We start from the raw sequence: 15827 nt of genomic DNA on the forward strand, positions 1-15827 counted from the left end.
CGCATTCCTGCGTCGATCTTGACTGTCCGCAGCGTACCTTCACGAGGCACCTCATGCGAGCAACGCTAGCGTATCATAGCCTCGGTATCATCGCGGACGATTCGACTCAGGCGCAAGGCTGGCCCACGATGCCGTCAATCCGTATAATGTGCCTTCTTATCCTGGACAAGCGGCTGAGCCACGCATCAAGGCCACGCTTTTACTCACTCCCAATCACGGACATATGTCGGGCGCTCGACGCACCGACCGAATCGGTATGGCGAAGAAACTCTTCATCAAGACCCACGGCTGCCAGATGAACGAGTATGACTCCGCACGCATGGCGGATCTACTCGGCGAATCGCATGCACTCGAGCTGACCGACGACGAGCGGGAGGCCGATGTCATCCTGCTCAATACCTGCTCGATCCGTGAGAAGGCCCAGGAGAAGGTCTTCCACCAGCTCGGGCGCTGGAAGAAGCTCAAGGCCGCCAATCCCGACCTCGTGATCGGCGTCGGGGGCTGCGTGGCCAGTCAGGAAGGCGACAATATCCAGAAGCGTGCGCCGCATGTGGACATGGTCTTCGGACCGCAGACCATGCACCGGCTGCCGACCATGCTCGACTCACGCCAAGGCGCGGAGACGGCAGAGACCATCTCCATGGTCGATGTCACCTTCCCCGAGATCGAGAAATTCGACCACCTGCCCAAGCCCACGGCAGACGGCGCCACCGCGTTCGTCTCGATCATGGAAGGCTGCTCGAAGTACTGCACCTTCTGCGTGGTGCCCTACACCCGTGGTGAAGAGGTTTCGCGGCCCTTCGAGCCGGTGATGGAGGAAGTCATCCACCTCGCCGATCAAGGCGTGCGCGAGATCAATCTGCTGGGCCAGAACGTCAACGCCTACCGCGGCGAGAACCAGTTGGGCGATGAAATCGACCTCGCCGAGCTGATCGGCTGTGTTGCCGCCGTGGAAGGCATCGACCGCATCCGCTTCACCACCTCGCATCCCGTGGAATTTTCCGACAGCCTGATCGAGGCCTACGGCGAGATTCCAGAACTGGTCAGCCACTTGCATCTGCCCGTGCAGGCCGGTTCGGATCGTGTCCTGGCGGCCATGAAGCGCGGCCATACCGTCGAGGAATACGTCGATAAGCTGGAGCGCATCCGCGCACTGCGTCCGGACATCAGCTTCTCCTCGGATTTCATCATCGGTTTCCCCGGTGAGACCGAAGAAGACTTCATGAACACCATGGATCTGATCCAGCGCATCGGTTACGACGCCTCGTTCAGCTTCGTCTATTCCCCGCGCCCGGGCACGCCGGCGGCGAACTTGGAAGACGAAACGCCGGAAGCGACCAAGAAACAGCGCCTGGCGATCCTGCAGGAACGCCTCAACCAGCAGACCATGCAGATCTCGCGGCGCATGGTCGGCAACACCGAGCGCATTCTGGTCACCGGCTTCTCGCCCAAGGACCCCGGCCAGCTCTCCGGTCGTACCGAGAACAACCGGGTCGTCAACTTCCGTGCGCCCAACCCGACCGAACTCATCGGTTACTTCGTCGATGTCGAGATCACCGAGGCGCTGCCCAACTCCTTGCGTGGCGACCTGGCCTCCCCGGCTCGCTATTGAGGCGCTGCTAGCGGTCTTTATCTACTATCGCGACGAATCCTTGCGCAAGATCATTGCCCCGGCATTGTCCGGGGCGCTAAGCTGAATTCACACTTCCAACCCATGGATCTCCTCGAGTTGAGCCAGAACACTTCGCAGGCACATCGCATTCTCACGCTGACACTCGAACCCAACGACCCCATGCGCCTGGCCAGTCTATGCGGGCAGCAGGACGAGCATCTCAAGCTCGTCGAGACTCGTTTGGGAGTGACGCTGCGCAATCGCGGCAACACTTTTCAGCTCGCAGGCCCCGGCCCTCACGTCAAGGCGGCCGCCAATGTCGTCGAGCATCTCTACCGTGAGACCGAAGCCAGCGAGCTGACGCCCGACACTGTGCACCTTTTTCTGCAGGAATCCGGCCTCGAGTCACTGGAAGAAGACGAGGAAGCGCTCGACGAGGGCGGCGTTCTCATCCGCACGCCACGTGCCTTGATCAAGCCACGTGGTCACAATCAGCAGACCTACGTCTCCAGCATTCACGATCACGACATCAATTTCGGGGTCGGCCCGGCGGGCACCGGCAAGACCTATCTGGCGGTCGCGGCGGCGGTCGAGGCGCTCAACCAGCAACAGGTACGGCGGATTCTTCTGGTGCGCCCGGCGGTGGAAGCCGGCGAGCGCCTGGGCTTCCTCCCCGGCGATCTGGCACAGAAGATCGACCCTTACCTGCGTCCGCTCTATGACGCGCTCTACGAGATGCTAGGTTTCGAACAGGTCAACAAGCTGATCGAACGGCAAGTGATCGAGATCGCCCCGCTGGCCTACATGCGCGGGCGCACGCTCAACAATGCCTTCATCATTCTCGATGAGAGCCAGAACACCACGCGCGAACAAATGAAGATGTTCCTGACGCGTATCGGCTTCGGCTCCACCGCCGTGATCACCGGCGATATCACCCAGGTCGACCTGCCGCGCGGCAATCAATCGGGGCTGATTCAAGTTCTCGATGTGCTCAAGGGCACCGCAGGGATCGGGGTCACGCATTTCGTCGCCAAGGATGTGGTCCGCCATCCCCTCGTCCAGCGCATCATCGAAGCCTACGATGCCTTCGAAAGCGCCGAGGAAGAGCAGGAACGCGCCCGCCAAGAACGGCGTGCACAGGCAAAGCGCGAGAAAGACGACGCGCGCCGCGATAACGACGAGCCGGCAGACGCATGACCCCCGACATCGACCGTCAGGTCGCCATTGACACGGCAACCGCGCTTCCCACTCAGGCTGACCTCGAGGCCTGGGTGGGCGCTGTGTTCGCTCGCCATCCCGATGAAGCACGCATGGAAATGACCGTGCGCTTCATCTCCCCTGAAGAGAGCCAGACCCTCAATCACGACTATCGCGGCAAGGACAAGCCCACCAATGTGCTTTCCTTCCCTTTCGAAACGCCGCCCGGCATGTCCTTGCCATTGCTTGGCGACTTGGCGATTTGCCACGACGTCGTCGTCACGGAAGCCGCCGCACAGGAAAAGCACCTGGCCCATCACTACACCCATATGGTGATCCACGGCACCTTGCATTTGCTTGGCTACGATCATATAGATGAGCGTGAAGCCGAAGAGATGGAAGCGTTGGAGCGCGAGCTACTGGCAGGTTTCAAGATCGGTGACCCCTATGCCGAGTGAACCCCCGCCTGGCACTCATCTCGACGCCCCGCGATGCCCGGCCAATGGCCGTGCACGTCCTTTTATCATCCCCGCGTTATCGTCCATGAGGAACGAGAGACCTATCGCATGAGCGAAGACCGATCGAGCAGCCAGGGTGGCAAATCCTGGCTGGATAAACTGCTGAACGCTTTTTCCAACGACTCCGATGAACCGAGTTCACGAGACGAGTTGCTCACCTTCCTGCGTGAGGCCGGTACACGACTGCGCCTCGACCAGGATGCGCTGACCATCATCGAAGGCGCGTTCCAGATCAGCGATCAACAAACGCGCGAGGTGATGATCCCGCGCTCCCAGGTAACCGCCTTGCATGTCGATCAGCGTCCCGAGGACTGCCTGCCGATCATCCTCGAGACGGCGCACTCTCGTTACCCGATCATCGACGAGAACCTCGACGAGGTACTCGGCATCGTACTGGTCAAGGATCTCCTGCCGTTGCTCAAGCTCAGCGACGCTGAGCGCCAACGTTTCCAACTACGCGATATCCTGCGCCCGGCGATGTTCATTCCCGAGTCGAAACGCCTTAACAGCCTGCTCAAGGAATTTCGCGACACCCATAACCACATGGCAGTGGTGGTCGATGAATACGGTGGCACGGCGGGCATCGTGACCATCGAAGACATCCTCGAGCAGATCGTCGGCGACATCGAAGACGAACACGACATCGATGAAGAAGACGACATTCGCGACTTGGGCGACGGCACCTATGCGATTCGCGCCCTGACACCCATCGAGGACTTCAACGAACGCTTCGACACGGAATTTCCCGACGAAGAATTCGATACCGTCGGCGGTCTGGTCATGCAGCGCTTCGGGCATCTGCCGCGACGCAACGAATACGCCGACCTGGGCACCTGGCGCTTCACCGTGCTCAATGCCGACAACCGCCGTATCCGTCTGTTGCAGGTCTCGCCTTGCCCCGAGGATGATGCCGAAGAGTCCGGGAACGACGACAAGCATTAAAGCGATCGGGCGCACATGCCATGGCCCACGGCGCCCCGCTCTGTTATAAGAGGCACCTTCGACAAGGAGTGCCTCATGCTGTCTTCCCGAGCCTATCGCCCCTGGATGGGATACCTCGTCGCGCTGGTTGCCGGCGCGCTCACGACGCTTACCTTCGCCCCCTTCGACTGGTGGTGGGTCGGCCCCTTCGCCGTCGCCTTGGTGTTCTACAGGCTGCACGACCTCACGCCCGGCCAAGCGGCGCTGCGCGGCTGGAGCTATGGCGTCGGCCTATTCGGTGCCGGCACGTCGTGGATCTATGTCTCGATCCATGACTACGGCTACACCGGTGTGCCACTGGCGGTGTTCCTGACTGGGCTCTTCGTAGTCACCCTGGCGCTGTTTTATGGCGTGGTGTTCGGTGTTTATCGGCGTTTCACGAGTGCGCGATGGTCCGTGATCACCTTCGCGGGCGTCTGGGTGCTCGGCGAGGCATTGCGTACCTGGGCATTCTCGGGCTTTCCCTGGCTACTGTTGGGCAGCGCCCATGTCGAATCGCCGCTAGCGCCGTGGGCGCCCATCGGCGGCGTCTACCTGCTGTCGTTGATCGTCGCCCTCAGCGGCACCTTGCTGGTGGCGCTCCTGAAGCGCCGCCTGTGGGCACTGGTGCCACTCGTCGCGATGTGGTGCCTACCACTGGTGCTGCCCACTCAGTGGACTTCCCCGCACGGCGACCCCAAGCAAGTCGCCCTGTTGCAAGGCAATCTCCCCCAGCTCTCGAAGTGGAGCCCCGAGGGACAGCGCAAGGCCGCCAACACCTACGCCGAACTAACCCGTGACCAGAACGACGACACCGACCTGATCGTCTGGCCGGAGACCGCCTTGCCGATGTTTGCGTCCCAAGCGCGCCCCGTTCTGGAACGCGTCCAGGCAACGCTGCCCGCCGATACCGCGCTGCTGACCGGTATCGTCCAGCGCGACGATCAAGGCGATTACTACAATGCGGTCATCGGGATGGGCGACAGCCAAGGCAGCTATCGCAAGGAACACCTGGTGCCGTTCGGTGAATATTTACCGTTGGAAGGATTGCTGCGCGGCATCATCGCCTTCTTCAACCTGCCGATGTCGAGCTTCACCGCCGGCGCTTCCGATCAGGCACCGATTCAAGCCGCGGGTATGCGGTTGGGAAGCGCGATCTGCTACGAGATCATCTATGCGGACTTGGTCGCCCAGCGTGCGCGCAGCGCCGACGTGCTGCTGACCGTGTCCAACGACACCTGGTTTGGAGACTCCATTGGCCCATTGCAGCACTTGCAGATGGCCCAATTGCGCGCCCTCGAAAACGGCCGCTACGTACTCCGCGCCACCAGCAACGGCGTCACCGCCATCATCGACGCCCAAGGCCATATCACCGAACGCGCCCCGCGCTTCGAGACCGCCAGCATCAGTGGCGAGGTTCAGCCCATGCAGGGAATGACCCTATTCACTCGCACCGGCAGCTGGCCGACGTGGGGGCTCGCCCTGTTGCTACTCATCCCCGGACTGCGTTGGCGGCGCCGCGGATAGCATACGGCGATGACACGACGTGGCGTGCAGGCGTCTCCACGCCGCGTCGTGCCCGGGGCGGAAGCGCTCCTAGTCTGACAAAGACGCCTCTTCCTCGACGGTCAGTGCCGCCTCGGCCTTGCGATGACCGCTAGTGACGATATGGTGCAGGCTGCCGCACTCCACTAGCGGGTCGTTGCAGTTGATGACGATGTCCGAGCGAGCCAGCATATGGGCCTTGCCGGTGATGGTGTTCTCGGCCACCCGATGATCCCCTTCCTGCCGGGAGCCGGTGAATTCGCCAATGAATCCCGTACCACGCAGGGACACGGTCTCCAGCTTGTCTCCCGGCTGGAGAATGCCTTCATGATGCATGAGGGCCAAGCGCGCCGAGGTTCCCGTGCCGGTCGTGCTGCGGCAGATCACGCCTGGATGCACGTAGGTCGTCGAGCGTGAGCGGAAGAAGCCATCCGCGACATGCTCGACCGGGCCCATGAAATGCAGAAACGGCAGCGGCCCCACATCGCCCAGGGTGTAGTGGGAAAAACCGCGCTCGGCCTGGATCGCCTCGACGATGGCATGGGCGCACTCCGCCAGCCGTGTCTCCTCATCCCTATTGAGCGAGAAGCCCAGCTCAGCGGCTTCCACCAGGGCATAGAAACCACCACTATAGGCGACGCTGTAGGTCACATTCCCGATCGAGGGCACATGGATGCTGGCCCGGTAGGTGTCGATGTAACTGGGCAACCCTTCGCAGGTGATGCCTTCCACCACACCGTTCTCCACGCGCGCCTCGATATGCACCAGGCCGGCCGCGGACTCCAGAACAAAACGCTGGTACCCCTCGCGCTTGGGCACAAGACCGCTTTCCAGCACGGCCGTGGCGGTGCAGATGGTGTTAGATCCGGAATAGATGGGATAGCCCATCACCTCCATGATGATGTAGCCCACCTCGGCTTCCGGATCGCTGGCGGGAACCAGCAGGTCCACCGACATCTCGGGAATGCCATAGGGCTCGCTGAGCAATAGCTGGCGCAGGCCATCGGCATCCTCGCGCAGATATTCCATCTTTTCGCGCACCGTGTTCCCCGGCAGCGGGTCGATGCCGCCGGTCACGATACGGCTGACATCACCGCCAGCGTGCAAGTCGATCAATTGCAGCGTTAGTTTGTCGCTCATTTGCCTTCCTTCAACGCGTAGGGTGCGCCATGTTCTTGCCACTGCGAGTCCGGGACGATCACGATTTTGCCCAAGTAATTGCTGTTGCGATTGACGAAATAACGTTCAGCGTCATGCAGCTCGGAAAGTTTGAACGCCGCGTGCAAGACCGGCTTCAGTTGCCCCGAGCGAATCCAGGCCACCAGTTGCTCGGCCTCATCGCGCGTGCCATGGGAAACACCGAATATCTGCACCTGATAGAGATAGATACGCGTCCACATGATCTCGCTGAGATTGCCGCCGCTGGCGCCGGCGATGCTCAGGCGTGGATAGGTGGCGCGGCGCGTCATATCGAAGATCATGGTATCGATGAAGCGATCGGTCATCTCGCCCCCGACCAGGTCCATGACCGCATCGATGGGCACGCCCTGCGTCAGGGATTTCACCTTCTCGGTGAAATCCTCCATGTCCGTGCGGTCTAGCACGGCTTCCGCCCCCAGGTCTAGAAGCGCCTGAGCCTTGTCCGGTTGGCTCAGCGCGTAAGGAATCGCCCCCATGATCCGACAAAGCCGAATCAAGGACGTGCCTACCCCGCCACTGGCGCCTGTCACCAGTACACGCTCCCCGGCTTTGACGTTGGCCGCATTCAGCATGTGCAGCGCGGTCTGATAAGAACACATGCCCATCGCCGCGAGTTCGGCATCGGCCAGCTCGGAATTCTCCACCGTGTGGAACTGTGCCGAGGGCACGGCAATGTATTCGGCATAGCCGCCATCGGCGCCGTGTCCGTAATAGTCAGGCGTAAGATTGATGTCGGGACGCGCATCGGCGTAGATATTGAAGTCCAGAAGTCCACGCTGGCCAATGCGCTCAGCGCTCACCTCCTCGCCGACAGCCACCACGTGCCCGGCGACATCGGCACCCTGGATGCGCGGAAAGGTCAGCGTCGGAGAACCACCGATCTGGAACGAGGTCGTATCCCCTTTGTCCTTGGTCGGATAGAGCCCCTCTCGTGCCTTGCGATCGGTATTGTTCTTCGCCGTCGCGGTCACCTGCACCAAAACCTCACCTTTGGCAGGCCTGGGGACGGAAACGTCCTGCCGATACTCCAGTTTATCGATGTCCCCATGCCCAGTCAGCAGCATCGCCGCCATCGTGTCGGGTAGCGCCTCGCTCCGCATACCTGCCTCCTCATCGTGGTCGCTGCTTTGAGGTGTGACGATATCAAACTTTTTCCCATGCCAAAGGGGGACGCAGGATCAATCGCACTTGCGTGCCATTACCGGACACTCGCTCGGCATAGGGAAAACCATCCCGCGTGAAGAAAAACGCCCGTACCAGTCTGGCACGGGCGTGCATGCTGCTCGCCGATTTGGCTCAGACGATGTGTTTTGCCATCGTCTTACTCACCGCGGGGATAGCGCTGAGCTTCTTCGACCTCGTTCAAGTCCATGTGGTTACGCATGTAACGCTCGGAAGCGTCTTGTAGTGGCTGGTAGTCCCACGGGTAGTAGTGGCCATTGCGCAGCGCTTCGTAGACGATCAGGCGCTGAGCCTGGGAGGCGCACACGTCAGCATAGAAGGCTTGCATGTCCCAGCGCTCGTGCACCTTGGCCTGGTACTCGGCCAACACGTCGGCATAGTCGGGATCTTCCGCCAGGTTGTGCTGCTCCAGCGGATCGGCTTCGAGGTCGAACAGCTGTGGTGGATCGATCTCGCAATGGTTGAATTTCCACTTGCCCTCGCGGATGGTCACGATCGGCGAATAGCTAGCCTCGGCGGTGCACTCCATGTACACCGGTGCATCGCGTTTCTCGCCCCGGGTCAAGGGCAGCAGCGACTGGCCATCGGTATAGGGAGCGATAGAGGAAAGGTCGATCCCAACGAGGTCGGCGATGGTGGTGTTGACGTCGATGATCGACACCGGATCCTCGACATTGCACGGTTCAATCCCCGGCGCGGAAAGCATCAGCGGCACGCGCGACGAGCCTTCATAGGGACTCATCTTGAACCACAGGCCCTTCTCGCCAAGCATGTCACCATGGTCGGCACAGACCACGATGATTGTATTGTCGAGCATGCGTGTGCGCTCAAGCACGTCTAGAACGCCGCCGATCTTGTCGTCGATATAAGAGATATTGGCGAAATAGCCTTGACGCGCGTTGCGCACGTCCTGGGGCTGGATGTCGAACTTGGTGTAGTCGTTGGCCTCGAAGATCCGTTGGGAATGCGGATCCAGATCATCGAAGGGCACGGGCCCTTGCTGTGGCTCGAGATACTCGCAGTCGTTATACAGGTCCCAATACTGACGACGTGCCACATAAGGATCGTGCGGGTGGGTAAAGCTGACACACAGCGCCCAGGGGCGCTCGTCATGACCGCGCGAAAGATCGTAAAGCTTTTGCTCGGCGTGGAAAGCGACCTCGTCATCGTACTCCATCTGATTGGAGATCTCGGCGACGCCGGCCCCGGTCACCGAGCCCAGGTTGTGGTACCACCAGTCGATACGCTCGCCTGGCTTGGTGTAGTCCGGTGTCCAACCGAAATCGGCGGGATAGACGTCGGTGGTCAAGCGCGTCTCGAAACCGTGAAGCTGATCGGGGCCGACGAAATGCATCTTGCCCGACAGACAGGTGGAGTAACCGGCGCGGCGTAGATGGTGCGCCCAGGTCGGCACGCTGGAGGGGAATTCTGCGGCGTTATCATATACCCCGGTGCGACTCGGCAACTGGCTCGACATGAAGGCAGCCCGTCCCGGTGCACACAAATAGCTCGGCGTATAGGCATTATTGAAGTTGACCGAACGCTTGGCCAATTTCTTGAGGTTGGGCGCATGCAGGAAATCGGCGGGACCGTTCTCGAACAACGTGCCGTTGAGTTGGTCGGCCATCAGGACCAATACGTTGGGTCGTGTCATGGGAAACCTCCCTGGCGAGTATTGTTAGCGTCGAAAGCAGCGTATGAGACCGCCTTCGAACTCCTTACAATGACGTGCCAAGAGCCGACAGACCAGAGACTTATTTGCCCCCTTAGCCCCAACTCACATTAGTCTCCAAGAGGGCTGGCCATGAAGACTCATGCCAGCCACTCTGATGAAGCGTCAAAAGGCGTCGCATTGCTCTTACGCCTGTTATCCCCTTTTCGGCCTTACCCCCTAGTCCGCGCGAAATAGCGATGCCCGCACTGATGGCAGGGTTCGAGCCGGGTGATGGACTCGAGCACGACTTCCGCGTCGCAGTGCACGCAGCGCATGCGGCCGGGCACGGCCATCTCGCCTTCGACATAGTCAGCGCGCGCCGCTTCGAGATCGTCCTCGAAACGCGCCTGATCGACGGTGGTGCGGTCGGCGATGGAAAAAAGCGCCTCGGTGACGCGCCGCGAAATGGTGCCTAGATCGATTCCCAACCAGGTGGCGATGCCTTCGCCACCCCGAGCCAGGAATCCCCGCAAATCGCGCATGTCGCGCTCGATCCAGGCACGCAGCAAGGCCAATTCGTCCTTGGTATAGGTCTCGAACTCCGCTTCGAACTCGATGGCGTCGTCCATTTCGCGCTGCAACGACTCCCAGGAAAGATCGCCGGCGCCTTTTTCGAGACGCTCGAGAACCCGCTCATAGGCGCGGCTCAGGCGATGCTCTTGATCGTGACGTTCGCTCATAACGCTTCTCCTGATCTGTCGTCGTCGCCATGCCCCTACCTGTAGGCGCATGACTGGGGTATCCTGACGGCCTGTCGTAACACACGGACAACGTCCCGCCCAGCTCCGTTCTACCACATCGCGAGGCCGGGCGTTATCCGCTTCAAGCCAAGCCTAACGCAAGGTGCCAGATCAAACCGATGGACGCACAGTACACGCCGCACGCAACCGAATCCGCCGCCCAGACCTTCTGGGAAACCAACCAGTGCTTCAAGGCCGTCGAGGACGCGACCCGGGAGAAATTCTACTGCCTGTCGATGTTCCCCTACCCCAGCGGCAAATTGCACATGGGGCACGTGCGCAACTACACCATCGGTGATGTGGTCTCGCGTTTTCAACGTATGCAGGGCAAGAACGTCCTTCAGCCCATGGGCTGGGATGCCTTCGGCATGCCCGCCGAAAACGCCGCGATCAAGAACCGGGTCCCGCCTGGTGCGTGGACGTACGACAACATCGACGCCATGCGCCGTCAGCTCAAGGCGTTGGGCTTCGCCTACGACTGGAACCGTGAATTCGCCACCTGCGATGTCGACTACTACCGCTGGGAACAGTGGTTCTTCACCAAGCTGGTCGAACAAGGCCTGGTGTACAAGAAGATGTCGACCGTCAACTGGGATCCGGTGGATCAGACGGTGCTCGCCAACGAGCAAGTCATCGAAGGCTGCGGCTGGCGCAGCGGCGCGCCGGTCGAGCGCAAGGAAATCCCGCTGTGGTTCCTCAAGATCACCGACTACGCCGAGGAACTGCTCGCCGATCTGGACGAGGTCGACTGGCCCGAACAGGTCAAGACCATGCAGCGCAACTGGATCGGCAAGTCCACCGGCGTCGAGCTGACCTTCGATGTCGCCGGCCAGGCCGACCCGCTCGTGGTGTACACCACGCGTCCCGATACGCTTTATGGCGCCACCTACATGGCGCTGGCCGCCGGCCATCCGCTGGCCAAGCAGGCGGCTGCCGACAATCCAGCGTTGGCCGATTTCCTGGTCGAGTGCCAACACGGCGGCAATTCCGAAGCCGAGCTTGCGACCATGGAAAAGAAAGGCATGGATACCGGCTACAAGGCGATCCATCCGCTGACCGGCCGTGAAGTGCCGATCTTCGTGGCCAACTTCGTACTCATGGAATACGGCACCGGCGCGGTCATGGCGGTTCCCGCCCATGATCAGCGCGACTGGGAATTCGCCACCAAATACGACATCGCCATCGAACCGGTGATCGCCGATGCCGAGGGTAACGCGCCGGATTTGTCCCAAGGCGCACATGCCGAGCATGGTCCGCTGATCAACTCCGGCGAATATGACGGGCTCGACTTCGAAGCAGCCTTCGACGCTATTGCCGCCAAGCTAGAAACCAACGGACAAGGAACGCGGAAGACCAACTTCCGTCTGCGTGACTGGGGCGTAGCGCGTCAGCGTTACTGGGGCGCGCCAATCCCGGTCAAATACGGGCCCGAAGGCCAGACCGTGCCGCTGACCGACGATGAACTGCCGGTCGCCTTGCCGATGGAAGTCGAGGTCGATGCCTCCGGCTCGCCACTCAAGAAGATGCCGGACTTCTATGACCTCGGCGAGGGCTGGACACGCGAGACCGACACCTTCGACACCTTCATGGAATCCTCCTGGTACTACGCGCGCTTCGCCAGTGCCGACAACATGGAGGCAATGCTCGACGAACGTGCCAACTACTGGCTGCCGGTGGATCTCTACATCGGCGGGATCGAGCATGCGATTCTGCACCTGCTCTACGCACGCTTCTTCCACAAATTGATGCGCGACTTCGGCCTGGTCGAGAGCGACGAGCCCTTCCAGCGCCTGCTCACCCAGGGCATGGTCATCGCCGAAACCTTCTATCGCCAAAACGCCGATGGCAGCAAAGACTGGTTCAATCCCGCCGATGTCGACGTCAAGCGTGACGACAAGAGCCGCCCCGTCAGCGCCGTGCTGCGTGAGGATGGCCAACCGGTGGAAATGGGCGGCATCGAGAAGATGTCCAAGTCCAAGAACAACGGCGTCGACCCGCAGGCGATGATCGACCGCTTCGGTGCCGACACCGTGCGCCTGTTCATGATGTTCGCCGCGCCGCCGGAGCAGTCACTGGAATGGTCGGACTCCGGCGTCGAGGGCGCGCACCGCTTCTTGAAGCGGCTCTGGAAGCTCGTCGCCGATCACCTCGATGCCGGCACGCCCGCCACGCTGGATATCGACGCGCTCAACGACGAACAGAAGACGTTGCGCCGCAAAACCCACGAGACCATCGCCAAGGCCAGCGACGACATCGGCCGCCGGACCACCTTCAACACCGCTATCGCCGCGGTCATGGAGCTGGTCAACGCCATCGGCCGCTTCGAAGATGCTTCGCCACAAGGCCTGGCGGTCACGCGCGAAGCGCTGGAAGCCTGCGTGCTGATCCTGGCGCCTATCGTGCCGCACGCCTGCCATGCGCTATGGCAAGCCCTGGGGCATGAGACACCGGTCATCGACGCCGACTGGCCAGTCGCCGACGAAGCGGCCATGGTCAAGGACAGCGTCGAACTCGCCGTGCAGGTCAACGGCAAGTTGCGGGCACGCCTCGAAGTCCCGGCGGCGGCCGACAAAGCCGCCGTCGAGGCTCAGGCGCTGGAGGCGGAGAACGTACGTCGCCATACCGAGGGCAAGACCGTGCGCAAGGTCATCGTCGTGCCCGGCAAGCTGGTCAATATCGTCGCCAACTGACTCGGCCCATACGCCCGCTCCTCGAGGAGCGGGCCCAAGCTCGCAAGGAGGCCTGCGTGAAGCGCCGCTCGCTCATCATCCGATCTCTGCTCCTACTGACCCTGACGACACTGCTCGCCGGGTGCGGTTTTCAACTGCGCGGACTCGACGCTGCCGCGCTCGACATTCCCGCGCTGACGCTGTCCTCCCCCGACGGACGCTTCGAAGACGCCGTGGAACAAGCGCTGCAAGGCACCGGCACCACGCTTGAGGACAACGCCCCGCTACGCGTCAACCTGAGCGAGGAGCAAGTCCGCGAGACACGCCTGACCCAAGGGGCCAGCGGAAATCAGGAACGCCGCCTGACCCTCAGCGTGCCGTTCTCGGTACAGCGCAGCGAAGACAACGCCTACCTGCTCGACCAGCAGACCCTCGAGGCCAGCACCACGCTGAGCGTCGACAACAACAACCTGCTGGCGCAGGACGAACTGCGTGACGAAGCGCTCGACTCATTGCGTCAGGAAGCGGCACGTCAACTCGTCGACCGCCTGCGCGCCCTAGAGATACCATGAAGGTCTTTCCCGACAAGCTCGACGAGGCGCTCGGCAAGCGCCTCCAACCGGTCTACATCGTCGCCGGCGACGAGCCGTTGATCCACATGGAAGCATGCGACGCCATCCGCGCCGCGGCCCGCCAGCGCGGCGTCGAGGAGCGTGAGGTGCTGCACGTGGAAAACGGCTTTCAGTGGGGACGGCTCACGGAGTCAGCAGCCAGCATGTCGCTGTTCGCCTCGAGCAAGCTCATCGAGCTGCGCCTGGGCGGCCAGTCGCCAGGACAAGAAGGCGCCAAGGCCCTCGATGCCTACGCGCGCCAGGCCAAGGACAGCGACGATATTCTCCTGATCAGCAGCGCGCGTCTCGACCGGCGCGCGCAGTCCAGCGCCTGGTTCAAGGCACTGGATAAGATCGGTGTATTCGTCCCGGTGTGGCCGGTGGATCACCAGCGCCTGCATTTCTGGGTGCGCGATCGTGCGTCGCGCCATGGGCTGTCACTGGACATGGATGCGGCGCGCCTGCTCGGCGAGCGCACCGAAGGCAACCTGCTGGCCGCCGATCAGGAGCTGCAAAAGCTCGCCTTGCTCTACCCCGCCAACGCGCGGCTCGACACTCAGGCCATTGCCGGCGGCGTGGAGGACAACGCACGTTATGATGTCTTCACGCTGATCGACGCCTGCCTGCGCGGCGACCGCGTGCGCGTCTCGCGCATCGTCAGTGGGTTGCGCGGCGAAGGCATCGAGGCGCCGGTGGTGCTGTGGGCATTGACGCGTGAGTTGCGCATTTTTCTGTCGCTGGCGCAGCATCTCGATCAGGGGCAAAGCCTCGATCACGCCTGCAAGGCACAGCGTCCACCGATTCCCGACAAGCGGCGTCCGCTTTACCAGCAGGCCTTGAAGCGGATGCCGCTCAAGCGACTACACAAGCTATTATTGTTTGCACAGCGCTTGGACTTGGCCATCAAGGGCGCCGCAGCGTTACCCGTCTGGGAAGGGCTTCACGACCTGTCGCTCACTCTGGCCGGCGGGCGCGGCCCTTTGGCCGAGATGGCGTATTCCTATCGTATCGCCTAGATCGATATCGGCTTAGATTGCATCTGGCGAAAGGCACGTATCTGGCCAAGGAGAGCTGGAATGTCGTATACGATCGCACTCAAACGTATCTATCAGGCCGCCGAAGAAAGCGATGGTGCACGCGTTCTCGTCGACCGCCTATGGCCACGCGGCAAACGCCGCGAGTCGCTGCAACTGACCGACTGGTACCGCGACGCCTCGCCCTCCAACGCCTTGCGCCGAGCCTGGCACCAGGGAGAACTCAATGACGCCGTATTCGGTCACCGCTACCGCTGGGAAGTCGAGGATGATCCTGACGTCTTGCTGCCGCTCATGCGCTGGGCGCGCGAAGGCACGCTTACCTTGCTGACCGCTTCCCGGGAACCGCAGCGCTCGCACCTTCCGTATTTGCGCGACATGCTGCTCAAGGCATTGGAAACCGACGATCGTGAAGCGGACGACCGCACGCCCGCCTCATCGCCCTGCTACGCCGATCAGGTCACGCCACCCGACACCCACGACAACGCCTCGTCGGAGACACCGAACTCCCGCGACTGACCGTTCTCCGAGGACCCGCGGCGGCGCGACTCCAGGTCGCCCGCAGCGGGCAATACTGGCGCTATGGCATCGAGCATAAGCTGACCAGGCCCTTCCAACCCTGGACTAACATTTACTACCTTATACCCAATAGTGGGGCCACTCCTTGTCACGGCCGACATTGTTAATGAACAAAGCGATTACCACGAGGACTACCGACCCTGCGAGTACCGGCGTGATCAAAAATTCCCAGTTATGTACGCCAGCCATCATTACCACCAGAGGGTTAGCACCAGCTGGAGGATGTACCACTCTAAGCGTCTGCATGAGCGCGATTGCCGCACCTA

Annotated in this window: 14 protein-coding genes; 9 read left to right on the forward strand and 5 right to left on the reverse strand. The window is 61.6% G+C overall.

Annotated features, from left to right (window positions below; genetic code table 11):
* The first annotated feature begins 256 nt into the window (after positions 1–256).
* The 5 genes from miaB (at position 257) to lnt (ending at position 5814) form a co-directional block, all read left to right on the forward strand.
* On the forward strand, positions 257–1612 hold the full coding sequence (gene miaB, locus L1075_RS13470) for a tRNA (N6-isopentenyl adenosine(37)-C2)-methylthiotransferase MiaB (protein ID WP_075368815.1): 1356 nt from the start codon (positions 257–259) through the stop codon (positions 1610–1612).
* A gap of 117 nt (positions 1613–1729) precedes the next feature.
* A complete protein-coding gene (locus tag L1075_RS13475) occupies positions 1730–2809 on the forward strand; it encodes a PhoH family protein (protein WP_075368830.1) in 1080 nt (359 codons plus the stop codon).
* A complete protein-coding gene (gene ybeY, locus L1075_RS13480; protein WP_246942292.1) occupies positions 2806–3267 on the forward strand; it encodes an rRNA maturation RNase YbeY in 462 nt (153 codons plus the stop codon). The genes L1075_RS13475 and ybeY overlap by 4 nt, the downstream gene beginning before the upstream one ends.
* 108 nt (positions 3268–3375) lie before the next feature.
* Positions 3376–4269: a CorC family transporter gene (locus tag L1075_RS13485; RefSeq protein ID WP_075368817.1), complete on the forward strand. Its 894-nt coding sequence runs from the start codon at positions 3376–3378 to the stop codon at positions 4267–4269.
* A 75-nt stretch (positions 4270–4344) separates the two neighbouring features.
* A complete protein-coding gene (gene lnt / locus L1075_RS13490; protein ID WP_052444970.1) occupies positions 4345–5814 on the forward strand; it encodes an apolipoprotein N-acyltransferase in 1470 nt (489 codons plus the stop codon).
* 69 nt (positions 5815–5883) lie between these two features.
* Here the strand turns inward: lnt and L1075_RS13495 are convergent, their stop codons facing one another.
* From L1075_RS13495 to L1075_RS13510, 4 genes are all read right to left on the reverse strand, one after another.
* Positions 5884–6972, reverse strand: a complete 1089-nt coding sequence (locus tag L1075_RS13495) for a proline racemase family protein (RefSeq protein WP_075368818.1) — start codon at positions 6970–6972, stop codon at positions 5884–5886.
* Complete coding sequence (locus L1075_RS13500) at positions 6969–8132, reverse strand: zinc-binding dehydrogenase (RefSeq protein WP_246942293.1); 1164 nt, start codon at positions 8130–8132, stop codon at positions 6969–6971. The genes L1075_RS13495 and L1075_RS13500 overlap by 4 nt, the downstream gene beginning before the upstream one ends.
* Before the next feature lie 221 nt (positions 8133–8353).
* Positions 8354–9868, reverse strand: a complete 1515-nt coding sequence (gene betC, locus L1075_RS13505; protein WP_246942295.1) for a choline-sulfatase — start codon at positions 9866–9868, stop codon at positions 8354–8356.
* Positions 9869–10098: 230 nt separating this feature from the next.
* On the reverse strand, positions 10099–10608 hold the full coding sequence (locus L1075_RS13510; protein WP_246942297.1) for a zinc ribbon-containing protein: 510 nt from the start codon (positions 10606–10608) through the stop codon (positions 10099–10101).
* 179 nt (positions 10609–10787) lie between these two features.
* Here L1075_RS13510 and leuS point away from each other — a divergent pair, with 179 nt between their 5' ends.
* From leuS to L1075_RS13530, 4 genes are read left to right on the forward strand one after another with little or no spacing between them, the layout of a single operon-like run.
* Positions 10788–13358: a leucine--tRNA ligase gene (gene leuS, locus L1075_RS13515; protein ID WP_246942299.1), complete on the forward strand. Its 2571-nt coding sequence runs from the start codon at positions 10788–10790 to the stop codon at positions 13356–13358.
* A gap of 56 nt (positions 13359–13414) precedes the next feature.
* A complete protein-coding gene (locus tag L1075_RS13520) occupies positions 13415–13909 on the forward strand; it encodes an LPS-assembly lipoprotein LptE (RefSeq protein WP_246942301.1) in 495 nt (164 codons plus the stop codon).
* On the forward strand, positions 13906–14964 hold the full coding sequence (gene holA / locus L1075_RS13525; RefSeq protein ID WP_040242016.1) for a DNA polymerase III subunit delta: 1059 nt from the start codon (positions 13906–13908) through the stop codon (positions 14962–14964). Before L1075_RS13520 ends, holA begins: the two co-directional genes overlap by 4 nt.
* Positions 14965–15024: 60 nt before the next feature.
* The gene (locus L1075_RS13530) at positions 15025–15501 is read left to right on the forward strand and encodes a DUF488 domain-containing protein (RefSeq protein ID WP_246942303.1); all 477 of its coding nucleotides are present in this window, start codon (positions 15025–15027) and stop codon (positions 15499–15501) included.
* Between the two features lie 120 nt (positions 15502–15621).
* On the opposite strand, the gene L1075_RS13535 is transcribed toward L1075_RS13530, so the two are convergent.
* On the reverse strand, positions 15622–15827 hold a 206-nt coding region (locus tag L1075_RS13535; protein WP_246942305.1), incomplete at its 5' end, for an HPP family protein.

The sequence above is a fragment of the Chromohalobacter beijerinckii genome (assembly GCF_023061185.1).
GTDB lineage: Bacteria > Pseudomonadota > Gammaproteobacteria > Pseudomonadales > Halomonadaceae > Chromohalobacter > Chromohalobacter beijerinckii.

Excerpts from the sequence above, each read along its gene's own strand:
- miaB (WP_075368815.1), top strand. The coding sequence starts at position 257 with ATGGCGAAGAAACTCTTCATCAAGACCCACGGCTGCCAGATGAACGAG.
- ybeY (WP_246942292.1), top strand. The coding sequence starts at position 2,806 with ATGACCCCCGACATCGACCGTCAGGTCGCCATTGACACGGCAACCGCG.
- L1075_RS13485 (WP_075368817.1), top strand. The coding sequence starts at position 3,376 with ATGAGCGAAGACCGATCGAGCAGCCAGGGTGGCAAATCCTGGCTGGAT.
- lnt (WP_052444970.1), top strand. The coding sequence starts at position 4,345 with ATGCTGTCTTCCCGAGCCTATCGCCCCTGGATGGGATACCTCGTCGCG.
- L1075_RS13495 (WP_075368818.1), bottom strand. The coding sequence starts at position 6,972 with ATGAGCGACAAACTAACGCTGCAATTGATCGACTTGCACGCTGGCGGT.
- L1075_RS13500 (WP_246942293.1), bottom strand. The coding sequence starts at position 8,132 with ATGCGGAGCGAGGCGCTACCCGACACGATGGCGGCGATGCTGCTGACT.
- betC (WP_246942295.1), bottom strand. The coding sequence starts at position 9,868 with ATGACACGACCCAACGTATTGGTCCTGATGGCCGACCAACTCAACGGC.
- L1075_RS13510 (WP_246942297.1), bottom strand. The coding sequence starts at position 10,608 with ATGAGCGAACGTCACGATCAAGAGCATCGCCTGAGCCGCGCCTATGAG.
- leuS (WP_246942299.1), top strand. The coding sequence starts at position 10,788 with ATGGACGCACAGTACACGCCGCACGCAACCGAATCCGCCGCCCAGACC.
- holA (WP_040242016.1), top strand. The coding sequence starts at position 13,906 with ATGAAGGTCTTTCCCGACAAGCTCGACGAGGCGCTCGGCAAGCGCCTC.
- L1075_RS13530 (WP_246942303.1), top strand. The coding sequence starts at position 15,025 with ATGTCGTATACGATCGCACTCAAACGTATCTATCAGGCCGCCGAAGAA.